Annotated in this window: 13 protein-coding genes; 1 reads left to right on the top strand and 12 read right to left on the bottom strand. The window is 68.5% G+C overall.

Going from position 1 to position 17,156, the window contains the following annotated elements:
- Positions 1-4 precede the first annotated feature (4 nt).
- From ACIGJB_RS06080 to ACIGJB_RS06065, 4 genes are all read right to left on the bottom strand, one after another.
- On the bottom strand, positions 5-958 hold the full coding sequence (locus ACIGJB_RS06080) for an ABC transporter permease (protein ID WP_483731839.1): 954 nt from the start codon (positions 956-958) through the stop codon (positions 5-7).
- Between the two features lie 47 nt (positions 959-1,005).
- Entirely contained in the window at positions 1,006-1,977 is a 972-nt protein-coding gene (locus tag ACIGJB_RS06075) for an ABC transporter permease (protein ID WP_483731838.1), read from the bottom strand.
- A 33-nt stretch (positions 1,978-2,010) separates the two neighbouring features.
- Positions 2,011-3,645, bottom strand: coding sequence for an ABC transporter substrate-binding protein (locus ACIGJB_RS06070; protein WP_483731837.1), 1,635 nt, complete (start codon positions 3,643-3,645; stop codon positions 2,011-2,013).
- Positions 3,646-3,894: 249 nt separating this feature from the next.
- Complete coding sequence (locus tag ACIGJB_RS06065) at positions 3,895-4,692, bottom strand: IclR family transcriptional regulator (RefSeq protein WP_483731836.1); 798 nt, start codon at positions 4,690-4,692, stop codon at positions 3,895-3,897.
- A gap of 220 nt (positions 4,693-4,912) precedes the next feature.
- Between ACIGJB_RS06065 and ACIGJB_RS06060 the strand changes: the two genes are divergently transcribed.
- The gene (locus tag ACIGJB_RS06060) at positions 4,913-6,709 is read left to right on the top strand and encodes a glycoside hydrolase family 15 protein (protein ID WP_483731835.1); all 1,797 of its coding nucleotides are present in this window, start codon (positions 4,913-4,915) and stop codon (positions 6,707-6,709) included.
- 39 nt (positions 6,710-6,748) lie between these two features.
- Here the strand turns inward: ACIGJB_RS06060 and ACIGJB_RS06055 are convergent, their stop codons facing one another.
- The 8 genes from ACIGJB_RS06055 to ACIGJB_RS06020 all read right to left on the bottom strand — a co-directional run bounded on the left by ACIGJB_RS06055 (position 6,749) and on the right by ACIGJB_RS06020 (position 17,135).
- Positions 6,749-7,303 (bottom strand): host attachment protein, encoded by a 555-nt coding sequence (locus ACIGJB_RS06055; RefSeq protein WP_483731834.1) that lies wholly within the window; start codon positions 7,301-7,303, stop codon positions 6,749-6,751.
- 164 nt (positions 7,304-7,467) lie between these two features.
- Positions 7,468-7,980 (bottom strand): BON domain-containing protein, encoded by a 513-nt coding sequence (locus ACIGJB_RS06050; protein ID WP_483731833.1) that lies wholly within the window; start codon positions 7,978-7,980, stop codon positions 7,468-7,470.
- A gap of 173 nt (positions 7,981-8,153) precedes the next feature.
- Entirely contained in the window at positions 8,154-8,963 is an 810-nt protein-coding gene (locus ACIGJB_RS06045) for an enoyl-CoA hydratase/isomerase family protein (RefSeq protein ID WP_483731832.1), read from the bottom strand.
- On the bottom strand, positions 8,963-10,174 hold the full coding sequence (locus ACIGJB_RS06040; protein WP_483731831.1) for a CaiB/BaiF CoA transferase family protein: 1,212 nt from the start codon (positions 10,172-10,174) through the stop codon (positions 8,963-8,965). Before ACIGJB_RS06040 ends, ACIGJB_RS06045 begins: the two co-directional genes overlap by 1 nt.
- On the bottom strand, positions 10,171-12,513 hold the full coding sequence (locus ACIGJB_RS06035; protein WP_483731830.1) for an acyl-CoA dehydrogenase family protein: 2,343 nt from the start codon (positions 12,511-12,513) through the stop codon (positions 10,171-10,173). Before ACIGJB_RS06035 ends, ACIGJB_RS06040 begins: the two co-directional genes overlap by 4 nt.
- 21 nt (positions 12,514-12,534) lie before the next feature.
- Positions 12,535-13,371 carry an enoyl-CoA hydratase/isomerase family protein gene (locus ACIGJB_RS06030; RefSeq protein WP_483731829.1) on the bottom strand — a complete coding sequence of 279 codons (837 nt, stop codon included), beginning with the start codon at positions 13,369-13,371 and terminating at the stop codon, positions 12,535-12,537.
- Complete coding sequence (locus ACIGJB_RS06025; protein WP_483731828.1) at positions 13,371-14,378, bottom strand: Bug family tripartite tricarboxylate transporter substrate binding protein; 1,008 nt, start codon at positions 14,376-14,378, stop codon at positions 13,371-13,373. The genes ACIGJB_RS06030 and ACIGJB_RS06025 overlap by 1 nt, the downstream gene beginning before the upstream one ends.
- Positions 14,379-14,456: 78 nt before the next feature.
- Positions 14,457-17,135 carry a winged helix-turn-helix domain-containing protein gene (locus ACIGJB_RS06020; RefSeq protein ID WP_483731827.1) on the bottom strand — a complete coding sequence of 893 codons (2,679 nt, stop codon included), beginning with the start codon at positions 17,133-17,135 and terminating at the stop codon, positions 14,457-14,459.
- Between the last annotated feature and the right edge of the window lie 21 nt (positions 17,136-17,156).

The following is a 17,156-nucleotide window of genomic DNA, read 5'->3' as shown; positions in this document are numbered from 1 at the left end:
CTCCTCAGCCCTCGTTGCGCGGGTTGAGCACGCGGCGCAGCCGGTCGCCCACCAGGTTGATGGCGCCGATCAGCAGCACCAGGGCCACGCCCGGAAAAATGCTGATCCAGTATTTGTTCGACAGCATGTATTCGAAGCCATTGGCGATCAGCATGCCCAGCGACGGCTGCGTGCGCGGCAGGCCGATGCCGAGGAAGCTCATGGTGGCCTCCAGCGTGATGGCGTGCGCGATCTGCAGCGTGGCGGTGACCACCAGCGGCGCCATGCAGTTGGGCAGGATATGCCGGAACATCACGCGCCACGCGGGCAGGCCCTGGCCCAGCGCAGCTTCGACATAGTCCTTGCGCCGCTCCACCTGCGCCGACCCACGCACCGTGCGCGCAAAGTAGGCCCACTGCACGATCACCAGCGCCATCAGCGTCTTGTCCACGCCCTGCCCCAGCACCGCGAGGAGGATCAGCGCGACAAGGATCGCGGGCAAGCTGAGCTGCAGGTCGACGATGCGCATGATCACCGCGTCGACCGCGCCGCCGCAGTAGGCGGCGACCAGCCCGATGGCGGCGCCGACCAGCAGCGCCACCACGGCGCTGATCACGCCGACGGCGACGCTGATGCGGATGCCGTAGAAGATGGCGCTGACGAGGTCGCGTCCGGCGCCGTCGGTGCCGAGCCAGTAGTGCATCTGGCCGTCATAGCCGACCGCGCCGGGCGGCAGTTCGGAATCGATCACGGACACCGTGGCCAGGTCGTAGGGATCCTGCGGGCTGATCACGCCCGCGAACACGGCGATCAGCATGAGCACGAGCAATAGCGTCAGCGCGGCCGCCGCCACGCGATTGCGCGCGAAACGTGCGAGGAAGGACGGACGTCGCGGCCGGCTCGGCGGCGCCGTGCCCTCTGGGGGCGCTGAGGCCAGCGGTGTAGCCGAGGCGCGCGGTTCAGTAACGGGAAGGGACATCGGGAAACTTGGCGAAAGTCAGGTTCAGGATGAAACGACGGAAAAGTTCAGGCTGCCTTGTGCCGCAGGCGCGGATCGAGCACCACGTAAAGCAGGTCGACGATCAGGTTGAGCACCACGAACAGCACCAGCGTGACCAGCAGGTAGGCCACCACGACCGGGCGGTCCAGCGCGAGTACCGAGTCGATGATCAGCTTGCCCATGCCGGGCCACGAGAACACGGATTCGGTCACCACCGAAAACGCGATCAGGTGGCCGAATTCAAGCCCCACCACGGTCACGATCGGAATTAGCACATTGGGCACCACGTGGCGCAGCACCAGCCGCGCGCCGCCCACGCCCTTGGCGCGCGCGAACTTGATGTACTCCTGCCCGGCCACCTCGCGCGTGCCGGCCTCGGTCAGGCGCGCCACCAGCGAGATCTTGAACAGCGACAGCGTCAGCGCCGGCAGCAGCAGGAAGCGGATGCCCTCCCAGCTCGTCACGGACAGCGGCATGCCGAGCACCGTGCTGACCGGCCCGCGGCCGCCCGACGGCAGCCAGCCCAGGTTCACCGAGAACACCAGGATGCCGATCATGCCGATCCAGAACGTCGGCATGATCACGCCGCCGAGCGAACACGCCATCAGCAGCCGCGACAGGCGGCTATCGGGCTTGAGCCCCGCGAAGATCCCCATCGGGATGCCGATCGCCAGCGACAGCAGCAGCGCGGTCACCGCCAGTTCCAGCGTCGCCGGCACGCGGCTGACGATCAGTTCGATGGCGGGCCGGTTGTAGATGAAGGAGTCGCCGAGATCGCCATGCAGCGCGCCCTGCACGAAATGCAGGTATTGCTGCTGGACCGGCTGGTCTAGCCCGAGGGAATGGCGCGCTTCGGCAATCTCCTGCTCGGTCGCCGTCGGGCTCACCAGCAGGTGCACCGGATCGCCGATCAGGTTGACGGCGCAGAAGGTCAGGACCGACATGATCCAGAGCACCACAATGCTCTGCAGCAGCCGTTTGAGTAAGGTTTCCAGCATGGAGGCTTCCGGAAGGGGAATAGCGGACGCGCGTCAGGGGCGTGCGGCCGGTCGAATATTGGTGGCGTAGGTGAAACCGTCGCTGCGCGGCTTCACCAGCAGCCCGTTGCGGTAGGCCCACGTGGCGCGCAGGTGGTGCAGCGGCACCACGCCGACGTCTTCGGCCAGGGTGATGGCCGCCTGGCGCTGCACCTGTTCACGCGCCGGCGGCGCCATGGTGCGCATGGCCTCGTCGACCAGCGCATCGACCGCGCGATTGGCGTAGCCGCTGCGGTTGTTGGCGCCCAGGCCGGCCTTCTTGTCCTGCGAATGCGCGGCCGCCACCAGCGGTTCGAGCGAATCGCCGCTGACCGCGCCGATGCCGAGCATGAACGCGCTGAACTCGGGCTTGCCGCCCTCCCCGCCCGAGGTGGCGCGCGTGATGTACACCGAATAGGGCAGCGTGCGCACCTCGGTCCGGATGCCCGCTCGGGTCAGCATCTGTCCGATGGCCTCGCAGGTCTTGGCATCGTTCAGGTAGCGGTCATTAGGGCAATGCAAGGTCAGGCGGAAGCCCGACGGATAGCCGGCTTGCGCCAGCAGCCTGCGCGCGTGCGTGGCATCCCCCTGCGGCGGCGCCACGGCACGCGCAAAGCCGAAGAAGCCTTGCGGCACAAGCTGGCCGGCGGGCACGGAATCGCCCTTGGTGACGCGCGCGGCGATCAGGTCGCGGTCTATCGCCACGCTGATGGCCTCGCGCACTTTCACGTCGCGCAGCGGATTGGCGGCCAGCGGGCGCCCTTCGTTGTCGCTCACGTACGGCGACACCTGCCGCGCCTGATCGAGCTGCAGGTAGTTCAGCATGTAAGACGTGGCCGATACCGTGCGGATGCGCCCTTCGGTGCGGGCGAAGGCATCGGCGATGTTCGCCGACGAGGCGTCGATCACGTCCACCAGCCCCGACAGCAGCGCCGACGCGCGCGCGGGTTCCTTGGCGATGAACTGGAACACCACGTGGTCCCACGGCTCCGGTGCGCCCCAGTACGTCGCGTTGCGCGCAAAAGTCAGCTGCTGGCCGTGCTCCCACGCGACGAAGCGGTACGGCCCCGTGCCGATCGCCGCGCGGCCCGTGGCAAAGTCCGCCTCCTTGACCTTGTCGCCGAGCGAGCGCGGCAGCATGGCCACCAGTCCCCGGTTCTGCGGCAGCACCGGGTTCGGCGTGCGCGTCACCACACGCAACGTCAGCGGCCCGGTCACCTGCACTTCGGCAATCGATTTCAGGTAAGTGCGGAAAGTCCGTGCGCCGGCAAGGTGGCGCGCGCGCTCGATCGAGTACCGCGCGTCTTCCGCCGTGAACGGCTCGCCATCGCTGAAGCGCACGCCGGCGCGCAGCTGGAATTCCCACGTGCCCGGGTCGACCTGGCGCCAGCCGGTAGCGAGCTGCGCCACGGGGCGCAGGTCATTGTCCAGGCCGACCAGCGTCTCGTAGACGTGTCCCCAGAGATTGCGCCCGGCGGCGTCGAGCACATGCGGGTCGGCCGCGCTGATTTCGGCCTTGTAGCCGATGCGCAGGTCCGCCGCGCGTGCCGCGCCGGTGCCGGTCAGCGCGAGCAAGGTGGCAAGAATGAGCGCGGCCGCCGGATGGCGGCGGCCTCCTGCAGGGGTCGTAGTTTTGGTTTGCTGAAACATTGTTTCGTTCAGTGATACCGTGTATCGAAGAATAAGACAAAGCCGTGTCACGGGTAAGCAGGGTTTACCCGCCATCCCGCCATGCGAAGGACAAGAAGCGATGGCCGCGCTGTCACGGCGCAGGTCAGCCACAAGGCGTGACGGCACGCCTGCGGCGATCCGTTGCCGGCTCGGAAGGAAAAATTCGGGGGGACGCGGGGAAAGAAGTTGCCGCGGACGCGGCAACCCGGTGGCCTGGCGGCCGGAGTATCAGGCGCCCGTGTGGCCGAGCGAGCGCGACAACGCGGCCGCCTGTTCGACGACCATGGCCACGTGGCGGTCCAGCACTTCCTGCGTGGTACGGCTGGCCGGACTGGCGATGCTCAGCGAGGCCACCGTGGCGCCGGTATGGTCGCGCAACGGCGCGGCCGCCGACACGGCATCGGCTTCGCGCTCTCCAAGCGAAACCGCATAGCCGGCCGCGCGGATCGTGGCCAGCTCGTCGCGCAGCGCCTGCGGCTCGACGATGGTCTTGTCGGTAAAGCGCTGTGGCGCGGTGCGCAGCACCGCATCCAGCAAAGCGTCTCCGCCAAACGCGAGCAACAGCTTGCCCGATGCGCCCACATGCAGCGGCCGCCGGTTGCCGACCTCGGTATGCACGCGCACCGATTGCGAGGACTCGTGGCGCGCCACGCAGACCGATTCCAGCCCATCGCGCACGCGCACGATCACGTTTTCGCCGCAGGCAGCGCCCAGCGCGGCCAGGCTCGGCGCCACCAGCTTGATCAGGTCGAGCTGCTCGCGCGCGGCATTGCCGACCAGCAAGGCGTTGTAGCTCAGCTTGTAGACCGCCGCCGGCGCCTCGCGCGCGATCATGCCGCGGTGCTCCAGCGTGCTCAGCAGCCGGAACGCGCGCGCCTTGGTCAGATCGGCGCGGCGCGCCAGCTCGGTGACGCCCAGCGACGGATGCTCGGCGACCAGCATCAGCAGGCCCAGAGCCTCGTCTACGGCATCGACGATGTAGGTCGTCGGCTTGGTGTCTTGCACAGTTTCAGAAACGGAGTTCATGGCGAAATTGTAGCGGCCTTGCACGCCAGGGCGGGGACGCCGCACCCCGGGGCGCGCAATGTAACGCAATGCGCATGATTTCGCCAGTTCGCGGGCATGGCCCCGGCCCATCATCGCAAGGTGGCGGAACCATGACATCGCGCCAACCTCCAACAAGGTACCGGGCCCGGCCAGTGCATTGGCCCGTGCCATTCCCGCACCGACAAGACCCAGGACTGCCGTGGCTGCCTTGATCGAGGACTACGCACTGATCGGCGATTGCGAAACGGCTGCACTCGTCTGCCGTGATGGCAGCATCGACTGGCTGTGCCTGCCGCGCTTCGACTCCGCCGCCTGCCTGGCCGCCCTGCTGGGCACGCGCGATCACGGACGCTGGCGCATCGCGCCGGCCGGTCACGGCGGCAGGAGCCGGCGCCACTACCGTCCCGGCAGCCTGGTGCTCGAAACCGTCTTTGTCCATCCGGAGGGCGTCGTCACCGTGATCGACTTCATGCCGATCCGCTATGGCATGGCCAACTCCGGCGAGCGCTCGGATCTTGTCCGGATCGTCTGCGGGCGTAGCGGCAAGCTCGACATGAAGATGGACCTGACGCTGCGCTTCGACTACGGCGCGACGGTGCCATGGGTCACCCGGCTCGAGGAAGGCAACGGCATCCGCGCCGTGGCGGGCCCCGACATGGCCGTGGTGCGCTCGCCCGAGCCGCTGCGCGGAAAGGATCTCGCCACGACTTGCGAGTTCACGATCGAGGCCGGCGAGATCAAGCCCTTCGTGCTGACCTACAGCCCTTCGCACCTTCCCGCGCCGCCCCCGGTCGATGCCCTGCAGGAACTCGAACGCACCGAGCGCTGGTGGTGCGACTGGTCCGACCGCTGCCAGGCCGGCGCTGACTGGCGCGGGCCGGTCAGGCGTTCGCTGGTGACCCTCAAGGCCCTGACCTACTGGCCCACCGGCGGGCTGGTCGCCGCGCCGACCACATCGCTGCCCGAAGCACCGGGCGGCGTACGCAACTGGGACTACCGCTACTGCTGGCTGCGCGACGCGACCCGCACCCTGCTGGCGCTCATGGCCGCCGGCTACTACGACGAAGCCCAGGCCTGGCGCGCCTGGCTCACGCGCGCGGTCGCCGGCAGCCCCGAGCAGGCCCAGATCATGTATGGGGTCGGCGGAGAGCGGCGCCTGTGGGAATGGGAGCTGGACTGGCTGCCCGGATACAAGGGCGCCAGACCGGTACGCGTGGGCAATCTTGCCGCGACCCAGCTCCAGCTCGATGTCTATGGCGAGGTCATGGATGCGCTGTACCAGGCGCGCGTGGGCGGCCTGCCCCGCGATCCGGACTCGTGGGCGTTGCAGCGGGCGCTGGTCGACCACCTGGCCTCCATCTGGCAGCAACCGGACGAGGGCATCTGGGAAGTACGCGGCGGACGGCAGCCGTTTACCTTTTCGAAGGTCATGGCCTGGGTGGCGCTGGATCGGGCCATCAAGACCGTGGAGATGCATGAATCGCCGTCCTGCGCATCGCGCTGGCGCAAGGTGCGCGACGCTATCCGTGACGACGTGCTGGCCAACGGCTTCAACAGCAAGCGCAACTGCTTCGCGCAGGTCTACGGCGGCAGCACGACCGACGCCAGCCTGCTCCTGCTGCCGATCGTCGGCTTCATCGACGGCAAGGATCCGCGCATGCTCGGCACCATCAAGGCCGTCGAAGAAGAATTGCTCGTCCACGGGCTGGTGCGCCGATACCTGCCATCCCGCACGGAGGACGGCCTGCCCGGCGACGAACCGACCTTCCTCGCCTGCAGCTTCTGGCTTGCGGACGCCTATGCCGCGGCCGGACGCCGCGAGGAGGCTTGCGAACTGTTCGAGCGGCTTCTGCTGCTGCGCAACGACGTCGGCCTGCTGTCCGAGGAATACGATCCGGCCACGCGCCGCATGGCCGGAAATTTTCCGCAGGCGCTGTCGCATATCGCCTTGGTCAATACGGCCCTGCTGCTCGACAAGGGCGTCAAGCGGGCATAAGGCCGGTCATCAAGTACGTCCGGACACGTCGGACACGTCCTAGCGTGTCGGCAGGCTGCCAATCTCGTTGCCCGGGCCCTTGCCCATCTCGATGCGCGGATCGCGCCGTGCCGGCACGATGCCGTCATCGGCAAGCCGTTGCTGCAGGTCGTTGTTGCCCAGCTGCCGATAGTCCTTGTCGAGCTCGTGCGTCACCACGTTGCAGACCGATTGCGGCAGCGCCTTGCGCAGCAAACCAAGGAAGCGCGGCGGCGCGATGACGACCAGTTCGTCGAAGCGCCGCTTGTTGCGGGCGTCTTCAAGCATCTTCGCCACCCGGCGCGCAAACAGTTGCGCTTCCAGGTGGATTTCGTCCTCGCCCGCGGAGGACGTGACGGTTGCGACCCGGCCCGCGTGCGCGCCCGGATGGCCCGCGTCGCCTTGCATGCTGGCCTGTGTCCGGCGTCCATAGGCATCGTGCCGCAGGTCGGCGTTATGCGCGTGCGCTGCGGCGTCCGTGATTTTCTCGACGTCTTCCAATGGCGTGGTGCCGCCTTGCGAGGCAAGCACTCGTGCAATCCCCTCATCCGCAACAAGGATCCAGATTGTCTTCATGAGTTCTCTCCGTTCGTTGGCCCGGATACCGGATACCGGACTGTGTGGAGAAGACCTGCAAGCCGCACGCCATCGCGCCGGTCGATGTGCCGGCGCAGCGCCATGTGGCGCAGGGCTTGCGTGATTGCAGCTTTGACGCGAAGCGCTGCAAGTATTGCAAGGCGTCAGCGCGGCGTACTGGCGTCCGGAGCGCCCCTGCCGGGCGAGGTCGTGCCGCCATAGGAATCGGCGCCACCGCCCGCGTTGCCCTGTCCGGTTTCCAGGCCGCCGGCATAGCTGCTGGCCGAAGATCCGGTGGCGCTACCGCTGCTGCTCACGCCGCTCACGTGCCCGGCGCCGGCTACGTTCTGGCTCGCCGTTTGGCCGGCTTTGCCCAACTGTCCGGCCAGGCCCTGTGCTGTGGCCCGGGCATACGGATCGTCCGGGCGAGACACGCGGATGCGATTTTCGACATGCGTGACACCGAGTACGTTGTCCGCGATCTCTTCGATGCAGTACTTCTGCCAGCGGTCCTGCACGGTCCCGCTGAGCGCCACGACGCCCGCATTCACGGCCACCTCGACGTCACGTACGTCGAGCCGGTCGGAATAGGCCAGGCGGCCACAGACATCGTCGTGAATACGCTCGTCCGAGCGTACATAGCCCTTCGGACCCGCGCTTCGCTGTTCGTGTTCCATACGTCCTTCTCCGGTCTGGGTGGGTCGCGCCGTGCTCGGCGCTCACCAAGGGCCGCAAGGAATGTGCCGGTGTGCGGCATGCCGGCCGGCATGATGGGAGTTCAGGTCCCCGACACGCCACCGGATCACTTCAGCGTCCGGCGGTGGACATCGCTTGTTGCCCTTGCGTCTCTTCAAGGAAGCCGCTTGTCGGTGAACTGTGGCCGGCGCTTCTCGACGAAGGCGCTCACGCCCTCGCGCCCGTCGGCCGAGACCGTGCAGCGCAGCAGCGCCTGGCGCTCCAACTCCAGGTGGGTGCGCAAGTCGTGCGCGGGCGCGCCGTCGCAAAGGCGCTTGATGCCGCCGAGCGCAGCGCTCGCACCCCGTGCAAGATCCACGGCAAGCTGGCGCGCGGCATCGGCCAGCGCGTCGGGCGGATGCAGTTCGTCGACCAGCCCCCAGCGCAGGCATTGGTCGGCGCCAATGGTGCGGTTGGTCATCAGCACGTACTTGGCGCGCGCGGCCCCGGCACGGCGCGCCAGGTAGAAGGAGGCACCGAGGTCCGGGCTCAGGCCGATGGCCGAGTAGCCGCCGCGCAGCTTCATGGCGCCGGAGGCCAGCACGATGTCGGCGCACAACGCCACTGCGATGCCGGCGCCGCCCAGCGGCCCTTGCACGGCCGAGATGACTGGCAGCGGCAGCGTGGCGAGCGCGTGCATGGCGGGATGGAGCACATCGAGCAAGGCTTGCACCAGCCGGTCCAGCTCGGCGCGGCGCTCGACGAACTCGCGAATGTCGCCGCCGGCACAGAACTGCTTGCCGACTGATGAGATCAGCACGGCGCCGATGTCCGCGCACATAGCGTGTTCCACCGCGCGGCCGAACGCCTGTGCGGTCGCGCTGTCGAGTGCATTGGCCCCATCCGGCCGGTTCAGGATGATGTGGCCGACGCCATCTTCCACGCGCCACAGAACGGGTCCGTGCAGGTCCTTCATCACTCCCATCAAATCACCCCCTTGTCGCGCAATGCCTCGCAGTCCGACGCCGTGAGACCGAGCCATGCGCCGAACACTTCGTCGTTGTCCTGGCCGATAGCACCACCGACGCTGTACACGCTGCCCGGATCATTGCGAAAGCGCGGCACCACGTCCGCCATCCGGACCGAGCCGAAATCGGCATCCGGCACCCGGCGCAGGAAACCGCGCGCCTGCACCTGCGCGTCCTCGACGATCTGCTGCGCCGAATAGATCGGCGCCAGCGTGCCGCCGTGCTGCGCGAAGCGCTGCAGGATTTCGTGCAGGTCGTGTTCGGCGAACCATTGGCCGAACAGGACATTGAGTTCGGCCGCATGGCCGCAGCGCGCCAGGTTGTTCGAGTAGCGAGGATCGGCGACAAGGTCCTCACGCCCGATCGCCCGGCAATTGGCCGCAAAGAGCGCGTCCACGCTGCCGGACAGCGACACCCACTGCCCGTCGCGCGTGCGGAATACTCCTGTCGGCGCGGCGTACTGGCTGGTGTTGCCGGAGCGGCCATGGCTCTCGCCGAGCAGGTCGTACTTCGCCGGCAGGAATTCCATCAGCTTGAGCATCGCTTCGGTCAGCGAGAGATCGATCTCTTCGCCGGGCGCGTCGGGATCGCCCATGCGCTTGCACAGGGCGGCCAGCACGCCGACGGCGCCGAACAGCCCGCCGATGGAGTCGCCGATCGGATAGCCGGCATGCATCGGCTGGCCATCCGCGTCCCCGGTGATGTAGGTCAGGCCACCCATGGCCTCGAAGATGCGCGCGAAGCCGGGCCGGTCCCGATAAGGCCCGTCCTGGCCAAAGGCCGTGGCGCGCAGGATCACCAGCCTGGGCTGCAAGGCCCACAGCGTGTCGCGGTCCAGCCCCCAGCGGTCCAGCGTGCCGGGGCGGAAGTTCTCGACCAGGACATCGAAGCGCGGCAGCAGCTGCTTGAGCAGCGCCACGCCCTCAGGCTTGCGCAGGTCCAGCGACACCAGCTTCTTGTTGCGATTGGTGACCTTCCACCAGAGCGCCTTGCCGTCCTTGTGCGGGGCGAAATGGCGCGAGCCGTCGCCGCTGGGCAGTTCGACCTTCAGCACCTCGGCGCCATAGTCGGCCAGCAGCGCAGCGGTCGACGGCGCGGCGACGATGGTGGCGAGATCAAGCACACGCAGGCCTGCCAGCGGGCCGCGGCCGGGATGGACGGTTTTCATGCGAGGCTCCCTGGTGCGGACTGGGTGTCGAGCGCGACAAAGCGCCCGAGGTGGAACGTCATGTCGCCGAGCAGCGCATCGTTGGCCGACAGGCGCCGCGCATAGTGGCTGATGGCGGTTTCATCCTGGAGACCCACCGCGCCGTGCAGCTGCAGGGCATCCAGCGCGATCGCGCGGCCCGCGCGGCCGGCCATCCACTTGGCGGCGCTGATGCGCTTCCCGCGCTCCAGCGGCGATGCCGTCAGCCAGCCGGCGGCAGCCTGCTCGAGCAGGGCGCGCGCATGGACCCAGTTGCGGAAATGTTCGACCACACGATGCTGCAGCGCCTGGTAGTCGGCCAGGCTGCGGCCGAACTGCTTGCGGGTACGCATGTATTCGACGGTCAGCGCCAGCGCCTTGCGCATGGCGCCGACGCTTTCCGCGCACAGGCCGATCGTGACGAAGGCCTGGGCCTCGTCGACGATCGCGCCGGCACGCTCCGGCCCGGCCACGCGAGCTGCGGGCGGCAAGTGCAGATCCTCCAGCACCAGGTCCGCGGCGCCGCGCCCGTCATGCAGGCGATAGCGCCGCACGGTAACCCCGGGATCATCCACGGCGCAGTCGAACAACGCAAGGCCGCCGGCCTCGAGCCGCGCACTCACCAGCACCCGGCCCGCACTGTCGCCGCCCATGACGAGCGTCTTGTGGCCACGCAGGCGCCAGCCGTCGCCGTCGCGAAGCGCCATGGCCGGCGCGCCGCGATCCGTGCAGGCGAAGGCGATGCGCGCCCCTTCGGCCAGGGCCTCGAGCGTACGGGCACGGCCGTCGAAGCCAGTGGCGTCGAGCAGCAGCTGCATCGGCAGCACCGACGTCCACAGTACCGGATCCAGCACCAAGGCCTCGCCCAGCGCGCCCATAATCGGCAGCAGGTCTTGCAGCGTGCCGCCGAAGCCGCCGTCGCGCTCGGGCAGCAGCAGGCCGCGCAGCCCCATCTCGCCGAAGCCTCGCCAGAACGCGTCGTCGGTGCCGCTTGGCGTGGCGAGGATCTCGCGGCGCCGCTCGAAGCCGTAGCACTGCGCAAGCAGCCGGCGCAGCCCGTCGTCTAGCATCACCTGCTGCGCATCCAGGCCCGCGGACTGTGGCAGTTCCAGTTCGGTCTGTCCGCCGAAGATGGCCTTGGCAACGATGCCGCGCTGCACTTCGGAGGTGCCGCCGCCAAGGGTGATGCCGCGGTAGCGCCAGACGTGCATGGCGCGATTGCCGGCGTGCTCCGGCACGAGCGGCGGGTGGCTCGGCGTGCCGTCCACCGCCTGCGGGTCGAACACCAGCGCGTCGCCTCCGAGCAGATCCAGCTGCAATTGGTGCAGCTCCTGGAGGATTTCATTGCCCTGCAGCTTCAGCAACGAGGACTCCAGCGCCGGTTCCCGTCCCTGCTCCACCGCATGCACGGCGGGCCACCATGCCGCTTCCAGCGCACGCATGCGGATGTCGAGTTCGGCCAGGCGGCGCGCGTAGACATCCTGCGCCAGCAGCGAGGTGCCTCCCGGCCCGCGGCCGTCGGCGAGCCGGCGCGTCGCCTCCAGTTCGGCCCGGCATTCGGCCACGCGCGCCACGAACAGGCGCTCCGTGACGAGCAGGCCCTTGGCCACTGTCCAGCCCGCATGCTCCGCGCCCACCAGGTTGGCCGCCGGCACGCGCACATCGTCGAAGAACATCTGCACGTGCAGCACGCCGCCGTGCATGAAGCGGATCGGCCGCACCGTGACACCGGGCGAGGTCAGGTCCACCAGCAGCACCGAAATGCCCTCCTGCTTGCGCTGTCCGCCCGGGTCGGTACGCGCCAGCAGAAGCACCCAGTTGGCCCAGTGACCGTAGCTCTGCCAGATCTTGGTGCCGCTGAGCACGAAGCAGTCGCCGTCGCGGTACGCCGTGGTCCGCAACGATGCCAGGTCGGAGCCGGCGTCCGGCTCGGAATAGCCCTGCGCCCAGAAATCGTCGAAGGACAGCATGCGCGGCAGGAAGCGGGCCTTCTGCTCGGCCGTGCCATGGCGCATGATGGTCGGCCCGATGGTGTCGATGCCCAGGTTCTCGAAGCGCGGCGCATCGCACGCGGCAAGCTCCTCGCGGTACACGGCCTGCTGCGCCAGGGACCAGCCCGGACCACCGTGCTCGCGCGGCCAGCCGGGCGCGGCCCAGCCTTGCTCATGCAGGATGCGCTGCCAGCGCATGGCCTGCTCGCGCGTGACCAGGCAGTGCGCGCGCACCGCGGCCTGGATGTCTTCGGGCACCGCCCGCCCGAGGAACCGGCGCACCTCGGCGCGAAAGGATTCGAGTTCGGTGGAGGAAAGTTGTGTCGACATGGATGCGTTCTGGAAATCAGGTCAGAGGCCGCTGGCCGGCTTGTCCCAGTCGTAGGCAGGCGCCTCGCCCTCGGCAAAGCGCGAGGCAGCGTCGGCGTGATACGGGGTATGCATGGCCACGCCCTGCGCATAGGCCTCGAACGTGCACATGGCGGCGTAATCGGTTTCGAAGCTGCGGTTGAGCAGCCGCTTGGTCATGGCCGCCGCTTCGCGCGGCCCCTGCGCCAGCTTCTGCGCAAAGGTGCGTGCAGCGGGCAGCAAGGCTTCCGGGGCGTGGATCGCATGCACGAAGCCCAGCGCCTTGCCTTCCTCTGCCCCGACGCGCCGGCCGGTCAGCATGAGGTCCTTGGCATTGGCCAGTCCGACGATGCGCGGCAGCGTGTGCAGCGCACCGTAGTCCGGCACCGCGCCCATGCGTGCAAAGGCCATCGCAAACACGGCCCGGGAAGAGGCCAGTATGAAGTCCGCCTGCAACGCCAGGCCGAAACCTGCCCCGAAGGCGCCGCCATCGACCGCCGCGATCACGGGCACATCCAGCTCGCGCAGCGGCGTGAGCCAGCGGTGCGAGTCCTCCAGCCGGCGGCGCGTGGCGTCGGGCGAATTCATGGCCGGATCGGGGTTGCCGAGCCGCTCCCGCATGCCCTTGATGTCGCCGCCGGAGCAGAAGCTGCCGCCGGCGCCCGTGAGGATCAGCGCACGGATCGACAGGTCGCGCGCGACCCGGTCAATCATCCGGGCATAGTCTTCGCGCAGCGCCATCGACATGGCGTTGCGTGTGCGGGGCCGCTCGTGCGTAAACTCGGCAACCGGCCCGTCGACGCGCAGCGCCGATTCGTCGAATTGGATGACCTCAGCCATTACTGCCCTCCGTTCTTCAGCACCACCTTCAGTTCGCGCGCCAGCCGTTCCGTGCGCTCGCGCTGCTGCGTGAAATACGCCTGGGCCTCGGCCACGGTACCGCCTTCCGTTTCGATGCCAAGCTCCAGCAGGGACCGCCTCACTTCGGACGCCTTCAGCGCATCGTTGACCTCCTTGTTGAGCTGCGCGATCACCGCAGGCGGCGTTCCGACTGGCGCGACCAGCATGAACCAGGGCGTCATGCCGTCAATCTCGCGCGTCAGCCCCTGCTCCCCGCTGGTGGGAATGTCGGGCGTCAGCCCCACCCGCTTCGGCTCGATCACCGCCAGCAGGCGCACATTGCCCCGTTCCACCAGGGGACGGACCGAGGGGTATTCGAGCATCGCGAAATCGACTTCCCCGCCGGCCAGGGCCACTGCCGTGGGAGCGTTGCCCTTGTAGGGCACATCCACGGCCTGAACGCCGAGCGAGCGCACCAGGGCCAGGGCCGACAGGTGCGGATTGCTGCCGGTGCTGCCCTGGCCGAAGCTCAGCTTGCCGCTGTTCGCCCTGGCATAAGCGACGAACTCCTGCACGTTCTTCACCGGCAGCGTGGCACGCACCGCCAGATAGGACGGTGCGCGCCCCAGCAAGGCGACAGGCACGAAATCCCGGCCCGGCACGAATCCAAAGTTATCGAACATCAGCGGGAAGGCGACCGACACGGCGTTGGCGACGCCGAGCGTGTAGCCATCGGCGGGCGCATGGACCACCGCGTCCATCGCGATGCGCGTGCCGGCTCCCGGCTTGTTCTCGACAATGAAAGGCTTGCCAAGGCGGTCCCCCAGCTTCCTGGCAATCTGGCGCGCGAGGATGTCAGTGCTGGCGCCGGCTTGCAGGCCCACCACCATCCGTACCGGACGATCGGGGTAGTCGGCGAAGGCCGGCGCGCTGGCTAGCGGCGCGAGCGCGCACAGCAACGCGCAGGCGCGCATGGCGCGGGCGAGAGTCAAGCGGGGCTGGTACACGGGCTGTCTCCTGGAATTGTCCAGGTATCTTGGCCCCCCTCCACAATCCAGCCCCCCACCCCTGAGGGGTGGGAAAACTCAGCGCCCCAGTCGTTCCAGCACTTCGTCACGCCCGCTTGCGCCCAGCTTGCTGTAGACGTTTTTCAGGTGCCACTTGACCGTGTCCAGGGACAGGTCGAGCGCGCGTGCAATCCTCTTGTTGGACATGCTCTGCAGCAGCAATTGCACGATTTCGCCCTCGCGCGGGCTCAACACCTCGCCGCCCGGGCGCGCCGGGGCCGCGGGCGGAGACACGCCGGCACCCGGGTCGCGCGCCGCGGCATCCAGCCGTTCCGCGTAGAAGCGCAGGACCGGATCGAGCTCGGGATCCGAGATCGCCTCGCGCACCAGTGCCGGTACGTGTTCGTCGGCATCGAGCAAGGTACGCATCAGCCCGAGCTTATGGCCGACGCCAAGCGCCTCGCGCACCAGCGCGCGGGCGCGGTCATGCCGCCCCAACTGCCGTAATGCCGCCGCCGACTGCAGTTGCAGGAATGGCACGCGCCGCGTGCGTCCGCGCTGCCGGCACAGTGCCGCGAGCGCATCGAGCCGGGTCAGCGCCAGTTCGAGGTCGCCGGTCCGGAGCCAGAGGCAGATGCGGGCGCGCTCCGCCGCCACGCGGATTTCCGCGAGCGTTCCGGTCTCCACGCCGGCGTGGCGGGCATCCAGCGCCTCGAGCGGCTCCAGCACGCTGCGCGCCAGCGCGAGTTCCCCCTGGCGCAGCCGCCACTGCAATTGCTCCAGCAGCGAATACGCCAGCATGCGATCGAGCCCCATGCGCTCGGCATGGTCCTGCAGTTGCTCCAGGTAATCGAACGCATCCAGTGGCCGCCCCGTCAGCCAGCGCGCCCGCGCCAGCACCAGCATCATGCGCAGCCGTGTATCCGGGATGGAAACCTGCTCCATCACGTCCAGGCGAGGCTCCAGCAGCGCGAGCGCCGCCGCCGCCTCATTCAGTTCATACAGCACCTCGCTCAGCAGGGCCGCGGCCAGGGTGCCCGCGTCGGCGCAGTGCGGGCCACGGCGCTCCGCTTCAAACAAGACGTCGCGATAGATCCGCTCGGCCTGGATCATCTGCCCCTGCACCGCGTGGGTCAGGCCGACCAGGCAGCGGCCCGCGAGCAGGCCGATGGCGGTGCCGTGGATGGGCTGGCCATCGACCAGCGGAACGGCCTCTTCGAGCTGGACGCGCCGCGCCTGTTCGTAGTCGCCGCGATACAGATGGAACCACGTCAACAGGCTGCGGCGGCCGGTCAGCGCGATGCCATCCGCATCCGGCGGCGGTGCCAGCAGATCGGGCAGCACCGCCATGGCCGCGGCCGTGTCATCGCACTGCACGGCGTACAGGCCGCGCAGCAGCGTAAGCCGGTAGCGCACCACCGGTGGCGCGTCGGCCAGCTCGGCCTGTAACCGTGCCAGGCTCTGCGCACACTCCGGCAGGCGCTGCTGATAAAGCTGCGCCCAGGCCAGCCACAGCCGCAAGCCCGGGCGCTGCTGCACGGCGGTCTCCGGCAGCAGGCGCACCAGGCTGACCAGGCGCCGCAGTTCGCCGCCAACGAACAGGCGCGTGGCGCAGGACTCAACCAGTTCGGCGGCCTCATGCCCGGCATCCGCTTGCAGCGCGTGCTGCACGGCCTCGTGCGGCATGTTCCGTTCGGCGAAGAAGCGCCAGGCGATCGCATGCAAGGCATGGCGCTGTGCCTCGGGCAGCGCCTCCAGCCGCGCCACGAGCACGCTGCGCAGCAACGGATGCAGACGCCACCAGCCATCCGGGTAATGCGGGCCGGCCGGCATGATGAACAGGCCCTGGCTTTCCATGGTTTGCAGCCGCTGCGCGGATTCGGCGACATCGGCCGGCCGCCCCAGCAGGGCCGCGCAGAGTTCGGCGTTGAACGGTTCCGACAAGGCGCAGTGCAACAGGAACTCGGCCGCGTGCGGCGGCAGTTGCCCCAGCACCTCGTGTTCGAAATAGCGGGCAAAGGCCTGCGGATCGCGCACCGGTTCGCCGCGGCGGCCGTGGCGCAGATCCAGGCAAACCAGCTTCAGTCCGGCGATCCAGCCGTCGGTCTGCTCGTGCAAGGCGCGTGCCTCACGCTCATCGATCTTTCCGAGCTGGCTGGCAATGAACTGCGCCGATTCCTCGGGCGTGAAGCGCAGCTCATCCAGGCCCAGCTCCATCAGCTGCTGCTGGGCACGCCAGCGGCCGAGCGCAACCAACGGAACACTGCGCGTGGCGAGCGCGCATTGCAGGTTCCCCGGGCCATACTCGAGCAGCAGTTCCACGCCCTTCAGCACCCCGGCGTGCCAGAGATGATGCGCGTCATCGAGGATGATCACGAGTTCTCTCGGGTGCACGGCAATCGCCCGCACCAGCGAGATCACCAGGGCCTCGACCGACCCTTCCTGGCTGCTGCGGCTCGCAAGCACGGCGGCGTTGGTCACCAGCCCGGGATCCACCTTCTTCAGCGAGGTCAGCAGGACATCGAAGAAGTGCGCCGGATCGTCGTCATCCGGGGCCAGCGCAACCCAGGCAACGTCGACGCCCGCGGCCACCAGTTCGCGCCGCCAGGCAATCAGCAGGCTGGTCTTTCCGCTTCCCGCGGGACTTTGCAGCACGACGCAGCGTCGACCGCGTGCCTGCGCCAGGCGCTGCAACAGCCGCGTGCGCGGAACAGCAGGCCCTGGGGTTTTCGCGGGGGCGCGGGGTCTGTCTTGCATCGATCGATCTATGGTGTGAAA

The organism is Cupriavidus sp. C2SS-8b (assembly GCF_057073745.1).
This window is presented reverse-complemented; position numbering and strand designations above follow the sequence as displayed.